This is a genomic window from Nonomuraea sp. NPDC005983, assembly GCF_040614375.1.
In the GTDB taxonomy this organism is placed as follows: domain Bacteria; phylum Actinomycetota; class Actinomycetes; order Streptosporangiales; family Streptosporangiaceae; genus Nonomuraea.
In genome coordinates, this window is sequence record NZ_JBEXUP010000020.1 from 1 (window position 1) to 16,239 (window position 16,239).

At 72.4% G+C, this 16,239-nt stretch carries 15 protein-coding genes and 1 pseudogene; 10 read left to right on the top strand and 6 right to left on the bottom strand.

The annotated features are described in order from the left end of the window. Both ABZ297_RS12190 and ABZ297_RS12195 read right to left on the bottom strand, forming a co-directional pair. A pseudogene (locus ABZ297_RS12190) lies at positions 1 to 345 on the bottom strand (ABC transporter permease); the annotation flags it as partial. A 31-nt stretch (positions 346 to 376) separates the two neighbouring features. Continuing rightward, a complete protein-coding gene (locus ABZ297_RS12195) occupies positions 377 to 1,054 on the bottom strand; it encodes an ABC transporter ATP-binding protein (protein ID WP_355343571.1) in 678 nt (225 codons plus the stop codon). Positions 1,055 to 1,144: 90 nt separating this feature from the next. Here ABZ297_RS12195 and ABZ297_RS12200 point away from each other — a divergent pair, with 90 nt between their 5' ends. Continuing rightward, a complete protein-coding gene (locus ABZ297_RS12200) occupies positions 1,145 to 1,792 on the top strand; it encodes a response regulator transcription factor (protein WP_355343574.1) in 648 nt (215 codons plus the stop codon). A 46-nt stretch (positions 1,793 to 1,838) separates the two neighbouring features. Continuing rightward, positions 1,839 to 2,624, top strand: a complete 786-nt coding sequence (locus tag ABZ297_RS12205) for a DUF4328 domain-containing protein (protein WP_355343577.1) — start codon at positions 1,839 to 1,841, stop codon at positions 2,622 to 2,624. Between the two features lie 36 nt (positions 2,625 to 2,660). On the opposite strand, the gene dnaE is transcribed toward ABZ297_RS12205, so the two are convergent. The 3 genes from dnaE to ABZ297_RS12220 all read right to left on the bottom strand — a co-directional run bounded on the left by dnaE (position 2,661) and on the right by ABZ297_RS12220 (position 7,397). Further along, entirely contained in the window at positions 2,661 to 6,305 is a 3,645-nt protein-coding gene (dnaE, locus tag ABZ297_RS12210; protein WP_355343580.1) for a DNA polymerase III subunit alpha, read from the bottom strand. Beyond that, complete coding sequence (locus ABZ297_RS12215) at positions 6,305 to 6,571, bottom strand: DUF6504 family protein (RefSeq protein WP_355343583.1); 267 nt, start codon at positions 6,569 to 6,571, stop codon at positions 6,305 to 6,307. The genes dnaE and ABZ297_RS12215 overlap by 1 nt, the downstream gene beginning before the upstream one ends. Positions 6,572 to 6,650: 79 nt before the next feature. Further along, complete coding sequence (locus tag ABZ297_RS12220) at positions 6,651 to 7,397, bottom strand: GntR family transcriptional regulator (protein ID WP_355343586.1); 747 nt, start codon at positions 7,395 to 7,397, stop codon at positions 6,651 to 6,653. Between the two features lie 105 nt (positions 7,398 to 7,502). On the opposite strand from ABZ297_RS12220, the gene ABZ297_RS12225 reads away from it, so the two are divergent. From ABZ297_RS12225 to ABZ297_RS12250, 6 genes are read left to right on the top strand one after another with little or no spacing between them, the layout of a single operon-like run. Then, entirely contained in the window at positions 7,503 to 8,651 is a 1,149-nt protein-coding gene (locus ABZ297_RS12225; RefSeq protein WP_355343589.1) for an ABC transporter substrate-binding protein, read from the top strand. Further along, entirely contained in the window at positions 8,648 to 9,466 is an 819-nt protein-coding gene (locus ABZ297_RS12230; RefSeq protein WP_355343592.1) for an ABC transporter permease subunit, read from the top strand. Before ABZ297_RS12225 ends, ABZ297_RS12230 begins: the two co-directional genes overlap by 4 nt. Then, positions 9,454 to 10,305, top strand: coding sequence for an ABC transporter permease subunit (locus ABZ297_RS12235; RefSeq protein WP_355343595.1), 852 nt, complete (start codon positions 9,454 to 9,456; stop codon positions 10,303 to 10,305). The genes ABZ297_RS12230 and ABZ297_RS12235 overlap by 13 nt, the downstream gene beginning before the upstream one ends. Continuing rightward, positions 10,302 to 11,384, top strand: coding sequence for an ABC transporter ATP-binding protein (locus ABZ297_RS12240; RefSeq protein ID WP_355343598.1), 1,083 nt, complete (start codon positions 10,302 to 10,304; stop codon positions 11,382 to 11,384). The genes ABZ297_RS12235 and ABZ297_RS12240 overlap by 4 nt, the downstream gene beginning before the upstream one ends. Then, positions 11,374 to 12,090, top strand: a complete 717-nt coding sequence (locus ABZ297_RS12245) for an HAD family phosphatase (protein WP_355343601.1) — start codon at positions 11,374 to 11,376, stop codon at positions 12,088 to 12,090. The genes ABZ297_RS12240 and ABZ297_RS12245 overlap by 11 nt, the downstream gene beginning before the upstream one ends. Beyond that, on the top strand, positions 12,080 to 13,699 hold the full coding sequence (locus ABZ297_RS12250; protein WP_355343604.1) for a serine/threonine-protein kinase: 1,620 nt from the start codon (positions 12,080 to 12,082) through the stop codon (positions 13,697 to 13,699). Before ABZ297_RS12245 ends, ABZ297_RS12250 begins: the two co-directional genes overlap by 11 nt. A 60-nt stretch (positions 13,700 to 13,759) precedes the next feature. On the opposite strand, the gene ABZ297_RS12255 is transcribed toward ABZ297_RS12250, so the two are convergent. Beyond that, a complete protein-coding gene (locus tag ABZ297_RS12255) occupies positions 13,760 to 14,353 on the bottom strand; it encodes a TetR/AcrR family transcriptional regulator (RefSeq protein WP_355343607.1) in 594 nt (197 codons plus the stop codon). A 109-nt stretch (positions 14,354 to 14,462) separates the two neighbouring features. Here ABZ297_RS12255 and ABZ297_RS12260 point away from each other — a divergent pair, with 109 nt between their 5' ends. Then, positions 14,463 to 15,335: a virginiamycin B lyase gene (locus ABZ297_RS12260; RefSeq protein ID WP_355343610.1), complete on the top strand. Its 873-nt coding sequence runs from the start codon at positions 14,463 to 14,465 to the stop codon at positions 15,333 to 15,335. Between the two features lie 143 nt (positions 15,336 to 15,478). Next, a complete protein-coding gene (locus tag ABZ297_RS12265) occupies positions 15,479 to 16,231 on the top strand; it encodes a MerR family transcriptional regulator (RefSeq protein WP_355343613.1) in 753 nt (250 codons plus the stop codon). The last annotated feature ends 8 nt before the right edge of the window (positions 16,232 to 16,239 follow it).

The following is a 16,239-nucleotide window of genomic DNA, read 5'->3' on the forward strand; positions in this document are numbered from 1 at the left end:
CTCGGCCAGGGCCGGCGAGAGCCAGGTCTCGCCCGGCGCGGGGAAGTGGGCCATGCCGGGCGGGACGGGCGCCCCCGGGTCGAGCGCCGCCAGGTCGACGACGGTGATCTGCTTGTCGCGCACATAGTCGAGGCGCGCGGCCTCGATCGCCACCGGCTTGCCCGTGGCCGCGACCGGGTTGCGCCAGGCGCCCCTCTCGGCCCTGGCCGCGAAGGCGAAGTTCGCCGCGACGGCGAACAGCAGCAGCGCCGTGGACACGGCCACGGCGCCCAGCGTGAGCCAGGTACTGAGCATGCCGCTCCGGCCACCGCCCTTGAGCAGCCGCCAGGTCAGAGCGAGGTTCATGCCCGCACCACCAAGGCTCGTGCTCGCCGGTTCATGCCCGCACCCCGCCCGCGAGGAGCCGGCCGTCGCGGACCTCGACCGTGCGGTCGCACCAGGCCGCCACGTTCGTGTCGTGGGTCACCACGATCAGGGACGCGCCGTTGTGCTTGGTGGCCTCCACCAGCAGCCGCATCGTCTCCTGGCCGGTGTTCTGGTCGAGCGCGCCGGTCGGCTCGTCGGCGAAGACCACCGCGGGCTTGCTCACCAGCGCCCTGGCGATGGCGACCCGCTGGGCCTGGCCTCCGGACAGCTCGCCGGGCCGCCTGGCCTCCATGCCCTGCAGGCCGAGCGGCCCGAACCAGTCGCGTGCCTGCAGGACCGCCTGGGCCCTGGGGACGCCGCCCAGCATGAGCGGCAGCGCCACGTTCTCCTCGGCGGGCAGTTCGGGCAGGAGCTGCCCGAACTGGAAGACGAAGCCGAAGCGGGTGCGGCGCAGCGCGCTGCGCTCCCGCTCGCGCATCGCGTCGATGCGCTGGCCGAGCAGGTGCACCTCGCCCGAGTCCGGCTTCATGATGCCGGCCAGGCAGTGCAGCAGGGTCGACTTCCCCGAGCCGCTCGGCCCCATGATCGCCACGGCCTCCGCGGCCTGCACCGCTATGTCCACGCCGCCCAGGGCGACGGTCTGCCCGAACCTCTTGGCCAGGGTTCGTCCAACAAGCACCTCGTTCATGGGCACGAGCCTGGCGTGGAAGGGGGGTTCGCAGGATCGGCCGTCCGACCGGGCGCCCTCGGCCGAACGGCTGATCCTAGAGTTGTCGCCGTGACTATTAGCGTGCTCATCGCCGACGACCAGGAACTCGTCCGCGCCGGATTCAAGATGATTCTGGACGCCCAGCCGGAGTTCGACGTGGTGGCCGCCGTCTCCGACGGCGCACAGGCGGTGTCGGAGGCCAGGCGGCTGCGGCCGGACGTGTGCCTGCTCGACATCCGGATGCCCAAGCTCGACGGCCTGGAGGTGACCCGCCTGCTGGCCGGGCCGGGCGTGGAGAACCCGATGCGCGTGGTCATCGTCACCACCTTCGACCTCGACGAGTACGTCTACGGCGCGCTCCGCGCGGGGGCCACCGGCTTCCTGCTCAAGGACAGCGGGCCCACGTTGCTGATCGAGGCGGTCAGGGCGGCGGCCGGGGGCGAGTCGCTGGTGTCGCCGTCGGTGACCGTGCGGCTGCTGCAGCACCTGGCCCGGCCCCGGCGCGGCCCCGCCCCGTTGAAGGACCCGCTGACCGACCGGGAGCTGGACGTCGTCCGGCTGGTGGCCAGGGGGCGCACCAACCAGGAGGTGGCCGGCGAGCTGTTCGTCTCGCTGTCGACGGTGAAGACCCATCTTGGGAGCATCCAGGCGAAGCTCGGCGTCAGAAATCGAGTCGAAATCGCAGCTTGGGCGTGGGAATCCGGCGTGGTGGGCTGATTAACAATGTGGTCGGCGGGATAGAAGAGAATCAGAACCTCAGCGCATGGCCCGGGGGGAGAACAACGTGCGCTATGCCCAGCCGCCTACCAAAGCCGCCTCTGCCGTCTACGTGACCCTCGTCGCACAGGTCCTCTCCCTGGGCGCCCTTGTGATCTTCGAACAGACCCGCGGGCGTCGCCTCGCGGCCCAGCTCGCCGCGTTCGGCGGGCGCCCGCACGGGGCCGACGCCGAAGCGGTCGTCGGCGCCGTGACCGTGTTCGCCGTGCTGATGATGCTGGTCGCCGGCACCGCGGTCGCCGCCGCCGCCGCGTACGTCACCTGGCTGGTGCGTGCCAGGCAGGCCAACGACCGCTCCGCGCCAACGGGCCCGGTGGCCGCCGCCTGGCTGATCCCCGGGGTCAACCTGCTGGCGCCGATGGTGCTGGTGGACGACGTCTGGCGCGGCGCCCATCCGCCGCTCGACCGCCGCACCCGCTGGCTGGCGCTGCTCGGGGCGTGGTGGCTGAGCTGGCTCGGCGCGCTGGCGCTGGTCACCATCCGGGTCCCGATGGACTCCTCGGCGGGCGACCTGACGGGCGTGGGCGGCTGGGAACTGGGCGCCACGGCCCTGGCCGCCCTGCTGTGCGCGGCCACCGTCAGGCAGATCACCCGCATCCAGCGGTCGCAGGCCGACCCGGTGCCCGCGCTGGAGAGCGCGTCGGCCGCGGCCGGCGCGCGCACCATCGCCCCAACGGTCGCCCCCACGATCACACCTACGGTCGCCCCCACGATCGCGCCGCCGATCACGCCGCCGTCGCCCGACTCCGCCCCGATCGGCCGCACCGGCTGACCGCCGTCGCCTGGCTCCCGCCCCTCCGGGCGGGGGTCACGCCGCGGTGGGGCCGGAACTGCCCTGGCTGGCGTGCCAGAGCCTGCGTGGCGGGGTGGTGATGGCGGGGCCGAGGTCGGAGTAGGGGGAGAGCCTGAAGCCGTTGGCGTACTCGATCCTCCTGCCACCGACGCCACCGCGGTCGTCCAGGGGCTGGTTGAGGACCGCCCTGACCGCCTCGATGCCCTCGGAGCGCCAGAGGGAGTCGAGGTCGACCAGGTTCCAGCAGTCGACGGCGCGCATCGACACCGCCCGGGTGCCCGTCCGCCTGACCACGCCCCTGGCCAGCAGGAGCCACGATCCGAACACCGTCGCGGCGCACCTGCCCTGCACCGACTCGAAGAACGTCAGGTCGATCGGGCCCGTCGAGTCGTCGAGGGTGGTGAAGATGACCCGCTGCCCCGAGCGGACCGCCGGGGTCTGAGTGGCCACCTTCACGCCCGCGACCAGCACCTCGGCGCCGTTGCGCTGGTCAAGAAGGTCTCTGGAACGTACCACTCCGATCGCGTCGAGCAGCTCCTCGTGGAAGCTGATGATGTGGCGGCTGATGTCGATGCCGAGGATCTCCAGCTCGGCCTCCACCATCTCGGTCTCGGTCATCTCGGGCAGCTCGCCCGGCGGGAGGTGCTCGGTGAAGCCCAGCGGGAGCTGGACGGCCGGCGGGCCGCCCGCCACGGCGTCGGGGCGGGCGGCGGAGGGGGGCGTGTAGTGCCTGCTGCTGCGCGACCCCTGCTTGACGCCGATCGTGGAGCCCCGCTGGAGGGCGCCGACCTGGGCGACCAGGTCGCGGCGCGTCAGCCGGCCCGGCCGCCAGCGGGAGCCGCCGCCGGGGTGCAGGTCGTGCAGCGCGTCGAGCCCGCCGACCTGGACGATCCGCTCGACGACCGGGCGGGAGGGCCTGGCGCGGTCCCAGAAGTCGGCGAGCGAGGTGTACGGCCGGCCCGCCACCATGCGCTCCACCTCGGCCTCGCTCACCCCCTTGACCGCGGAGAACGGCACGCGCAGCGCGTACCCCCTGCCGATCTCCTCGGCCCTGAAGGCCTTGAGCCGCCGCGGCAGGTCGTCGCCCAGGTCGGCCGGACGCACCCGGAGCCGCAACGCCTGGTCGTCGCGCGGCCCGAGGCGTTCCACCTGCCAGTCCTTGCCCGACCTGTTCACGTCGAGCGGCAGGATCTCGACCCCGCACTGCCTGGCCTCGTCGATGATCACGCGTTGCGGGTACATGCCGGGCTCGTGCGTGAGCACCCCGGCGAAGAACGCCGCCGCGTGGTGCCGCTTGAGCCACGCCGACTGGTACGTGGGCAGCGCGAACGCCGCCGCGTGCGCCTTGCAGAACCCGAACGCGCCGAACGCGTCGAGTACCTTCCACGCCCGTTCCACGGCCGTGTCGTCGAACCCCTTCGACCTGGCCAGCGGCACGAACGTCCTGCGTACCTTCTCCCGCCCCTCCGCCGTGTCGAGCGTGCGGCGCAGCGCCTCGGCGAACGACAGGCCCCTGCCTGTCATCACGTCCACGATCTTGAGGACCTGCTCGTGGAACACCACCACGCCGTGCGTCTCCTTCAGCGCCTCGCGCAGCCTCTCGTGCGGGTAGTACGGCCGCCGCCACCCGTGCCTGGCCTCCAGGTACGGCGTGACCATGTCCGAGTTGACGGGCCCCGGCCTGAACAGCGAGATGTCCACGATCAGGTCGTGCATCGTGCGCGGCTCCAGCTTGGCGACGAGCTCGCGCTGACCGGGCGACTCGATCTGGAAGCAGCCGAGGGTGCGGCCGGCGCAGATCATGTCGTAGGTGTCGGGGTCGTCGTGCGGGACGTACTGGACGCCCGGCTCCGAGCCGCGCTGGACGTCCAGCTTCACCACGACGTCGTCAACCCGTTCGATCTCGCTCAGCGTGTAGGCCATCGCCGACTGCATCCGCACGCCCAGCACGTCCAGCTTGAGCAGGCCCGCCTCCTCGACGTCGTCCTTGTCGAACTGCGACATCGGGAACTCCAGCAGGCTGCGCTCCACCGGGGTGCGGTCGCGCAGCTCCGCGTTGCCGACCAGCACCCCGCACGGGTGCAGGGCGATGTGCCTGGGCAGCCCGTCGAGCTTCTCCGCCAGCCGGAACACCTGGTCGAGCCCCGCCTCGCCGAGGCGGCTGTCGCGCAGCTCCGGCAGGTCGTGCAGCGACGCGGTGATCTGCTCAGCCCTGATGTGCGGGAACGCCTTGGCGATCGCGTCGATCTCGTGCGGCGGCAGCCCCATCGCGCCGGCGACGTCGCGGATGGCGCTGCGGGCCCGGTAGGTCTCCATCATCGAGACGCAGGCCACCCTGGCCTCGCCGTACCTGTCGAAGATCGCCTTGTAGCAGTCGAGCCTGCGGGCGGACTCCACGTCCACGTCGATGTCCGGCAGCCCGATGCGGCCCTCGGACAGGAAGCGCTCCATGAGCAGGCCGTGTTCGAGCGGGCTCACCTCGCCGATGCCGATCAGGTAGTTGACCAGGCTGCCCGCTCCCGAGCCGCGGATGGCGCAGCGGATGCCCATCCCCCTGATCATGTCGGTGATGCCGGCCACGGCGATGAAGTACCCGGACAGCCGCTTCTGCTCGATGATGTCCAGCTCGGCCCCGAGCCGGTCTCGGGCCTCGCGCGAGCGGTGCAGGCCGCGGGCGATCAGCCCGTCCTCGACGCGGTGGCGCAGCAGCGGCACCGGGTCGCGGCCGATCTCGGGCAGCAGCAGGTTCGGCGGCGCGGCGCGCAGCGCGAGCAGCTCCACCGGGTCGATCACACACGCCTCCGCGACGAGGCGCGTGGTGCGCAGGAGATCCGCGATCCGGGCCTGGTCGGAGCCGCAGATCTTGGCGGCCACCTGCCACATCTCCTTGGTGCTCTTGAGGTAGCCGTGCGAGGTCCTCCGCTCCAGGCGGCGCGGGTGCAGCGGGACGAGCCGGCGGGCCGCGTCGAGCACGTCGCCGACCTGGTGGTCGGCGGGGTCGAGATAGCGGACGGCGTTGGTCAGCACAGCGGGCACCCCCGTGGACTCGGCCAGCGCCAGCATGCGGACGGCCGTGGCGGCGTCGTGCTGCCCGTACTGGTCGACCAGCTCGATCACCACGCCCGGGACCATGGCCCGCCACTGGCCGAGCAGCGCCGCGGCCAGCTCGTCGCGCCTGGCCGCCACCGCCCGCCCGACATCGGACCTGGGGCCGAGCAGCACCACCAGCTCGTCGGGCGCGGCCCAGGCGCCGACCAGCTCGCGGGTCACCCGGGGCTCGCCCCGCTCCCCCGCGTGGTGCGCGGCCGTGACCAGGCGGGTCAGCCGGGACCAGCCGCCCGAGCGGGCGAGCACGGTGACGCGGTCTTCTGCCTCGGGCCCGGTTCTCGGACGGGCGCGATGGGAGCCGGACCGGGCGCCGCCCAGGCCGGTCACCAGCGCGTCGTCGAGCGCCAGGTTCACGCCGAGCACCGGGGCGATGCCGGCGTCGGCGCAGGCCTGGGCGTGCTTGACCGCGCCGTAGAGACCGTCGCGGTCGGTCAGGGCGAGGATGTCCATCCCGTCGTCGGCCGCCCGCCGCGCCAGGGCCTGCGGGAAGGCGGTGCCGTACCGCATCGAGTAGGCGGAGCTCACGTTCAGGTGCGGGAACGGCTGGGCCATCAGTCCCACGCCCTCAGGAGCAGCCAGCCGTTGCTGGCGGTGTCGAACCGCAGCTCGTACGCCCCCGAGTCACGGCCGGGGCCGGCCTCGACCCGCCAGAACTTACGCTCGCCCGGATCCGCCTCGTGCAGCTTCCACCACTCCCGCGCCACCACCCAGTGGTCGAGGACGCGGTGAACGAGGTAGAGGCGGTCGCGCCAGACGAACTGGGTCGGCTGCCCGTCTCTGGTCCACACCTCTATCGGATCGCCATAGAGTCTGCTCAAAATGCTTCTCCCCGCGGCTCTGGTTCTTCTGTTGAGCCACCCGGGGGAAGGCGGGTGCTGCTATCTCGAACATATGTTCTTACGGCCGTGAGCGCAAGTCGCCCGCCTGCCGGATCAACGGGTTCGCGCCGATCGAGTTGCGCACGCTGAACGCGACACTGCCCGCCCGGTAGCGGTCGTCCGAGCACTCCACGGGCCTGCCCTCGTGGGTCGTGGTGATGCGGCGCTGGCGCAGCAGGGGGCTGCCCCGCCGGACCCCCAGCAGACGGGCGTCCCGCGCGCCCGCGGCGACCGCGTCGATCAGGTGCTCGCCGTAGGCGAACACCAGCCCGACCGAGTCGTACAGCGCCTCGGTGACCGACTCGCAGTCGGGCGGCAGCGCCTCCACGGCCTCGGTCATCCAGCTCGCGTAGGCGGTCCGCTCGACCAGCACCGGCTCGTCCTCCAGCGAGCGGACCCGCAGCACGTCCAGCACCTCCTCGGTGCCGAGCCTGGCCGACTCGGCGGCGGTGGCGCGCCTGCGGCGCTGGGCGAGCACCTGGCCGCCGAAGCGGTAGCCGTTGGCCCGCGCCCACTGGGCGAAGCTGTGCAGCTCGGCGAAGCTCTGGCTGCGCGCGCGTCCCAGCACGATGCTCCTGGCGCCCTGCCGCGAGCCGATCAGCCCCTCGGCGACGAGCACCGCCAGCGCCTGACGCACCGTGCCGCGGGCGGCCGCGTGGCGCGCGGCCAGCTCCGCCTCGCTGGGCAGCTGCGAGCCGACCTCGTGGACACCGGCGAGGATCTCGTCGCGCAGCTCATCGGCGATCCGTTCATAGCGAGCAACCATCCGTGACCCTTTCTGTTCACCGAAATGCAATGTCGATACGACTTACTGGCGCTGGCTTGTTCGTACAAGTTCTCATATACATGCGATCAGGAGAGTGGAGGCAACGTGTTCACACCTCGCGTGCGCGTGGCAGGCGTCCTCGCAGCACTTACCGTCACCGCGGCGTGTGGTGCCGCACCGGGCGCCCAGCAGGCACAGAGCTCGGCAGGCGGGGTGAATGCGCGCACCGCCACCTCGGCCGCCGACCTCGGCGGGCTCGACAAGCTCGTCGAGGCCGCCAAGAAGGAGGGGAACCTCCACGTCATCGCGCTGCCGCCCGACTGGGCCAACTACGGCGAGATCATCAAGTCCTTCGAGGCCAAGTACGGCATCAAGGTCGAGAGCGAGGACCCCGACGCCGCCAGCGCCGACGAGATCAACGCGGTGAAGACCCGCAAGGGCCAGGACCGCGCCCCTGACGTGCTCGACCTCGGCCAGTCGTTCGCGATCAGCGGTGCCAAGGAGGGGCTGTTCGCCCCGTACAAGGTGCAGGCGTTCGACAAGATCCCCGAGGGCCAGAAGGAGCCCACCGGGCTCTGGACCAACGACTACGGCGGCTACGTGTCGATCGGCTGCGACGCCAAGAAGATCCAGACCTGCCCGGCGACCTTCGCCGACCTGCTCAAGCCCGAGTACAAGGGCAAGGTCGCGATGAACGGCAACCCGACCAAGTCCGGCTCGGCGTTCGCCGGCGTGTACGCGGCGTCCATCGCGAACGGCGGCTCCTTCGACGACATCCAGCCGGGCATCGAGTTCTTCAAGAAGCTGAAGGCCGCGGGCAACTACAACCCGGTCGAGACCACCCCGGCGACCATCGAGAAGGGCGAGACCCAGATCAGCATCGACTGGGACTACAACAACGCCGCCTACGCCCCCGAGATGTCGGCCAAGGGCATCGACTGGAAGGTCAACGTCCCCAGTGACGGCACGTACTTCCAGCTGTACGCGCAGGCCGTCAACAAGGACGCCCCGCACCCGGCGGCGGCGCGCCTGTGGCAGGAGTACCTCTACAGCGCCGAAGGCCAGAACCTGTACCTGAAGGGCTTCGCCAGGCCGGTCCTCATGCCGTCGATGACCGCCGACGGCACGATCGACAAGGCCGCGGCCGACGCCCTGCCCAAGGTGGAGGGCACGCCCACGTTCCCCACGCCCGAGCAGGTCGACGCGGCCAAGGCCAAGCTCGCCAGCGGCTGGGACGCCGCGATCTCGGGATGACCCGCTCCAAGGGGTGGCTGGGCGCGCTGCCCTTGCTGGTCTTCTTCGCCGCCGTCTTCGGTATCCCCGCCATCGCGCTGGTGGCGGGGGCGTTCACCGTCCAGGGCAGGCCGAGCCTGGACGCCGTCGGCCAGAGCCTGCGGGGCGGCTACCTCACCGCGCTGGGCGGCAGCGTCCGGCTGTCCGCGGTGGTCGCGCTGCTCGGCGCCGTGCTCGGCACCGTCCTCGCCCAGGCGGTCGTGACCTCGCGCTTCACCGCGCTGCGCGAGGCGGTCCTGACGGCGTCCGGCGTGCTCGCGAACTTCGGCGGCGTGCCGCTGGCCTTCTTCTGGATCGCCACGCTCGGCAACTCGGGCGTGATCAGCGGCCTGGTCGGGCTGCCGTCGGGCGCGCTGTACACGTTCTGGGGCCTGGTGATCGTCTACCTGTACTTCTCGATCCCGCTGATGGTGCTGGTCATGGCCCCCGCGCTGGACGGCCTGCGCCCCCAGTGGCGGGAGGCGGCGGCCAACAACGGCGCGACGTCCTGGCAGTACTGGCGTTTCGTCGCGCTGCCCGTGCTCACCCCGGCCATGCTGGGCGGCGTGGTGCTGCTGTTCGGCAGCGCGTTCGCGGGCTTCGCGACGGCCAACGCCATGGTCGGCACGGTGGTGCCGCTGATCACGTTGAAGATCGCCAGCGCGCTCACCGGTGACGTGCTGATCGGCTACGAGAACATCGCGCTGGCGCTCAGCCTGGACATGGTGGTCGTGGCCGGGCTGGTCATGGCGATCTACCTGCCGTTGCAGAAGAGGAGCTCCCGATGGCTGCACTGACCGGCCTGGAGCCGGTCGCCGCCGCCGCCCGCAGGCCGCCCACCCGGCCGCGGATCTGGCGCGGAGTGGTGTTCCTGCTGGCCGCGGCGTACTTCCTGGTGCCGCTGGGCGCTTCGCTCTGGTACACGATCTACACGCCCACCGCGGGCGTGTCCTTCTCCGCCTACGGTGAGCTGCTCACGGCCGAGGGCTTCCTCGGCAGCCTGGCGCTCTCGCTGTCGCTGGCGGCCGCCACGATCGTGCTGGTGCTGGTGCTGACGCTGCCCGCGATGCTGGCCGTGCGGCTCAGCGCGCCACGGCTGCGCCCGGTGATGGAGGTGCTCTGCACGCTACCGCTGGTCGTGCCGCCGATCACGTTCGTCGCCGGGCTCACCACCTCCCTGCGCACCGGCACCGACCTGCTGGCCCCCACCCCGTTCTGGGCGACACTGATCGCGGCGCAGAACCCGGCCTTCCCCGTCGTGCTGGTGCTGGCCTACGTCGTGCTGGTGCTGCCGTTCGTCTACCGCTCGCTCGACGCGGGGCTGCGCACGATGGACGTCCGCACGCTCGTCGAGGCGGCGCGCAACCTGGGCGCCTCCTGGCCGCACGTGCTGTTCCGGGTGATCATCCCGAACCTGCGGACGGCGCTGGCCAGCGCGTCCTTCCTGACGCTCGCGCTGGTGCTCGGCGAGTTCACCGTGGCCAGGCTGCTGGGGTACCAGCCGTTCGCGGTGTGGATCGTGACGATCTCCGGGTCCAAGGGGCAGCTGTCCGTCGCGGTCTCGATCCTCAGTCTGTTGCTCATCTGGTTGCTGCTGCTCGCGGTGTCCAGCGTGTTCGGTAAGGAGCGGAAATGACGGCACGCGTGGAGTTCCGGGGGCTCCGGCGGACGTACGGCAGGACGGTCGCGCTCGACGGCTTCGACCTGACCGTCGAACCGGGCGAGTTCGTCGCGCTGCTCGGGCCGTCCGGGTGCGGCAAGACGACGGCCCTGCGCTGCGTGGCCGGGTTCGAGCGGCCCGACTCCGGCGCGGTCCTGATCGACGGCGAGGACATCACGGACGTTCCCGCCAACAAGCGCGACGCGGGCATGGTCTTCCAGTCCTACTCGCTCTTCCCCAACCTCGACGCCCGCGACAACGTCGCCTTCGGGCTGCGGGTCCGCAAGGTGCCCGTGGCGGCCAGGCGGGCCAGGGCCGCCGAGCTGCTCGACCTGGTCGGGCTGCCCGCGCACGCCGACCGCTACCCGCACCAGCTGTCCGGCGGGCAGCAGCAGCGGGTCGCGCTGGCCCGCGCGCTCGCCCTCGAACCGCGCGTGCTCCTGCTCGACGAGCCGCTGTCGGCCCTGGACGCCAAGGTCAGGGTGACGCTCAGGGAGGAGATCCGGCGGCTCCAGCTCGACCTCGGCATCACCACCGTCTTCGTCACCCACGACCAGGAGGAGGCCCTGTCGATCGCCGACCGGGTCGCCGTCCTGCGCGACGGGCGGCTGGAGCAGGCCGGACCGCCCGCCGAGGTGTACGACCGGCCCGCCACGCCCTTCGTCGCCGAGTTCGTCGGCACCATGAACCACCTGGCCGGCCGGGTGACGGGCGACCAGGTGTCGGTGCTGGGGCAGCTCCTGCCCGTCGACGGGCCGGTGCCCGCCGGGGCCGAGGTGGACGTCCTGGTGCGTCCGGAGGCCGTCCGGGTCTCTCCCGACGGCTCGGGCGAGGGCGAGGTGCGGGTGGCGTCCTTCCGCGGCGCCTCCGTCCGCCTCCGGGTGGCCCTGGCGGGCGGCGAGGTCCTCGCCGACGTGCCGGGCCACGAGGCGGGGCTGCTCGCGCCCGGCGTCCGGGTGAGCGTGCGGCTGGTGGAGCGTCCGGTGCTGGTGGCGGCGCGCACGGCCGCGTCCCCTTCGCCCGCCCCTTCGCCCGCTGCGGCCGATGCCGTCTGACACGCCGCAGGCCGTCCTGTTCGACCTGGACGGCACCCTGGTCGACACCGAGACGCTCTGGTGGCAGGCGACGGCGGCGGTGGCGGCCTCGCTCGGCCTGTCGCTGGGGCCCGACGACGTCCCCCACGTCCTCGGCCGCACCGTCGAGGACGTGGCCGCCCACCTGCTCGCCGTTCGGGCCGGGAGCGCGGCCGCCCGCCCGCACCCCGCCCAAACCGACCCCGCCCAAGCCGACGCCGCCAGCCCGCACCCTGCCCGAGCCGACGCCGCTCGCCTGCTTGTCTTGCGGGCCGACGCGGTGGCCGCCCGGCTCACCGACGGCTTCGCGCAGCGGGTCGCCGCGGGGTTCGATCTCATCCCCGGCGCCCTTCCCCTCCTGCGCGGGCTCGCGGCCGCGGCGGTCCCCACCGCCCTGGTCACCGCCTCCCCGCGGGCCATCGCCGACGTCGTCCTCCCCCGCCTGGGGCACCGGTTCGACCAGATCGTCACCGCCGAGGACACGCCACGCGGCAAGCCCCACCCGGACCCGTACCTGGAGGCCGCCCGGCGCCTGGCGGTCCTCCCGGAACGCTGCGTCGCCATCGAGGACAGTCCGACGGGCATCGCCGCCGCGACCGCCGCCGGGTGCCGCGTTCTGGTGGTGGACCCGCACTCCGGCCTTCCCGAACTACGCGAAATCGGTAAGCTAGCGCGCCGTGAGCGGTGATTCCCCCCAGATCGGGCGCTATCGGCTGTTGAGCGTCCTCGGGCGGGGCGGGATGGGCACGGTCCACCTCGCCGAGGATCCGTCCGGGCAGCGGGTCGCCGTCAAGGTGATCAACCCGGAGCTCAGCCAGCACGAGCAGTTCCGGACGCGGTTCCGCAGGGAGGCGGAGGCGGCCCAGCGGGTGCGGAGGTTCTGCACGGCCGGGGTGATCGAGGCGGCGCTCGACGGCGAGCAGCTGTACGTCGTCACCGAGTATGTGCCGGGGATGAACCTGGAGCAGGCCGTGCAGAGGTCGGGGCCGCTCACCGGATCCAGCCTGGACGCGCTCGCCGTCAGCGTGGCCACCGCGCTCACCGCCATCCACGGGGCCGGGGTGGTGCACCGGGACCTCAAACCGTCCAACGTGCTGCTCTCGCCCGTCGGCCCCCGCGTGATCGACTTCGGCATCGCGCGGGCCCTCGACACGCTCGGCGGGGTCACCGGCACCGGCGAACTGGTCGGCACGCCCCGGTACATGGCCCCCGAGGTGCTGCGCGGCGAGCCCGTCTCGCCCGCGTGCGACGTGTTCTCGTGGGGGTGCCTGATCGCCTTCGCCGCCAGCGGGCGGCATCCGTTCGGGGGCGACACGCTGCCGGCGATCGTCTACCAGGTGCTCAACACCGAACCCGCGCTCGACCGGGTCGAGCCGGGGCTGAGGGAGCTGGTCGGGAGCGCGCTGCGCAAGGATCCGGCGACCCGTCCCACCGCCCAGCAGCTGCTGGACCAGCTCGTCGGGCGCGCGGCCGGGCCCGAGCAGGCGGCCCAGACGGCAGGGGTCGCCTGGCAGCGGGCGACGACCCCGTTCACGCAGGCCCGGCCGCCGCGGAGGACGAACCGCGGCAGGCTCATGGCCGGGATCGCGGTGGCGGCGGCGGCCGTCGTCGCCGTCGGGGTGGCGGCGTGGGCGGTGCTCGCGCCCGGCGGGCCGCCCGACCTGCCGATCCTCTACCAGGAGGACTTCACGCAGACCTCCGGCGGCTGGAGCGGCACCTACGACCCGGAAGACGCCGCGAGCTACGGCTACCGGACCGACGGCACCTACGGCCTCGACGTGGACACGAGCGACGAGTACCGCTGGGCCGAGGCGCCGATCCCGTTCCTCACCGCCACGCCCACCGCGACGCCCGACCCGTCGGCCACGCCCACGCCGATGCTGCCCCCGTCCTCGCTGATCAGCGTCACCGCCGAGGTCGAACAGGCGAAGGGGTACGGCGAGTACGGCGTCTACTGCCACAGCGTCGGCAACGACACGTACTACGAGTTCGCGCTGGACACCACCGGCAAGGCGCGCATCCGGCGCATCTTCAAGGGCGCCGGCGGCACGCTGGCCCAGCCGGTCGAGGTGTCGGGGCTGTCCGGCAAGGCCCGCATCTCGGCCTCGTGCGAGCAGAACGGCGGCACCGTGCGGCTGACGATGTGGGTGAACGGCGAGCAGGTCCACCAGGTGGACGACCAGAACGGCATCGGCAACGGCGACATGGGGCTGTGGGCGCGGACGACCAAGGACGGCCAGTCGCTGCTCAAGACCACCTTCGACGACTTCGAACTACGCGGCCGCAAGGAACCCTAGCCTCGCCGGCCCGGAGGCCGGTAGCGGCGGACCGGCAGCGCGTTTCGAACCGCGCGGGGCCTAGAGGACTCCGGCGCGGGCCGCGGCCAGTGCCGCGTCGGCCGCGCGGTCGGCGTCGCGCTCGGTCACCGGCTCGTACGCGACGAACAGCCGGTAGTAGATGGGCGCGACCGCGACCCTGATCACCTCCCGGACGTCCACCGTGTCGGGCAGCTCGCCACGGGCGATCGCGCGGCGCACGACGTCCGCGGCCTGGTCGTGGCGGGCCATGAAGAAGTCGTGCAGCGCCCGCGCGGCGTCGGGGTGCTGGGTGGCCGCCGCGACGAACGCCGACGACACCGGGCCCAGCTCCGGGTCGTCGAACCCGTTGCGCACCAACCGGGCGACGCCCCGCAGGTCGTCCTCGATCGTGCCGGTGTCGGGCACCGGCCACGGCTCGTCACGGGCCAGCTCCAGCGCGTCGGAGATCAGCCCCTCTACGCTGCCCCAGCGCCGGTAGACGGTCGTCTTGTGGACGCCTGACCGCTCTGCCACGTTCTCGACCGTCAGCCCGCCGTAGCCGTGCTCGGCCAACTCCGCGAGCGTGGCCTGCCGGACGGCGTCGCGCACCCGCGCGCTGCGCCCGCCGGGACGCTTGCTCGTCTCCAAACACAACTCCAGTTGCGTTAGCTGCTCTCTCCTGCCAAACTAACGCTACAATAGTTGCGATTTGACCTCCATCCTGGTTCAGAGGCGTGGAGTCAGAGATTTCAGGTGGGCACACATGTTGATCGACATTCCGGGCGGCTCACCGTACGGCATCGCCACCGGCCCCGACGGCGCCCTGTGGTTCACCCTGGTGCACGAGGGGCGGGTCGGCAGGGTCATCCCGGGCGAGGCCCCCGTCCTGCACCAGCTCACCCCGGCCGACGGCGGCCCCACCGTGATCACGCCCGGTCTCGACGGGGCGATGTGGTTCACCGAGTTCCAGGGCGGCCGGGTCGGGCGCATCACCGCAGCGGGCGAGGTGACCTCGTACGAGGTCAGCGCACCCTACGGCATCACCGCCGGGCCCGACGGCGCGATGTGGTTCACCCAGCTCCAGGCCGACCGCGTCGGGCGCATCGGCCCCGACGGGGCGATCACCGGCTTCCCGGTTCCTCTGGAGGGCGGCATGCCCTCGGCGATCACGGCGGGCCCCGACGACGCCCTCTGGTTCACCGTCAACCAGGGCAACGCCATCGGGCGCGTCACCCTGTCGGGCGAGGTCACGCTCCATCCGCTGCCCACCGAGGGCGCCGCCCCCGTGGGCATCACCTCCGGGCCTGACGGTGCGCTGTGGTTCGTGGAGATCGGCGCGGGCCAGATCGGCCGGATGGACACGTCCGGAAAGGTCACCGAATTCGCTCTTCCTGACCGGTCCTCCCGTCCGCACGCCATCGTCACCGGCCCCGACAACGCCCTCTGGTTCACCGAATGGGCCGCCAACCGCGTCGGCCGCATCACCACCGACGGCGCCATCGAGGAGCACCCCCTCCCGGCACCTCCGGCCCCCGCTGACCCGCCGAAACCGGCCGAGCCGCACGGGCTCACGGTCGGCCCCGACGGCGCGATCTGGGTCGCCCTGGAGGCCGGAGCCCTCGCCAGAATCGGCTGACCACCCGTGCGGGGCGAGAAGCACCGCCCCCACCCGGATGCCGGGAGTTCCCGCCGCCGGGCCGAACCGGCGACGGTCTCGCGGGCCGATGAGAAGATCGCGGCGCTTGACCTTGACGTGGCGTCAACGTGTCCAATGAGGGCATGAGGATCGGCGAACTTGCGACGCTGGTCGGGGTGTCCACCCGGACCGTGCGCCACTACCACCATCAAGGGCTTCTCCCCGAGCCCGAACGGCTGGCCAACGGCTACCGGGAGTACCGGCTGCGCGACGCGGTGGCGCTCGCCCGGGTGCGACGGCTGGCCGAACTGGGCCTGTCGCTCGACGAGATCCGCGACGTCCTGGCCGACGACCAGGGCCGCGAGCTGCGGGAGATGCTTCTGGAGCTCGACGCCGACCTGGCCAGGGAGCAGGCGGCGATCGCCGCCAGAAGGGCCCGGCTGGCGGCTCTGCTGGCGGAGGCGGACCTGCACCCCGACTCGACGGTGTCGCCCGACATGGCGGAGGTGCTGCGCGGCCTCCCCACCGGGAGTTCGTGGTTCGCCGAATTCGACCGCGAACTGCTGACCCTGGTAGCCAGCGTGAGCGACCCGGCCGGTCGAGCCGAGTTCGCCGATCTGTTGCGGCCCCTCACCGAGCCTGAGGCGTACGCCCGGGGGCACGCCCTCATCGCCCGCCTGGACGAGCTCGCCGACGCCGACCCTGGTGATCCGCGCGTCGCCGTGGTCGCCCGTGACCTCGCGACCCACCTTCCCGACGAGATGGTCTCGGTGATGATCACGAGCCTCGACGACACCAACACCGGCCAGTGGCTGGAGGAGCTGTTGCGGGAGCTGCCCGCCGCGCAGGCCGAGGTCTTCCAGCTGCTCGTGGCTCAGCTGAGGGAGCGAGGGTGACGCCGACG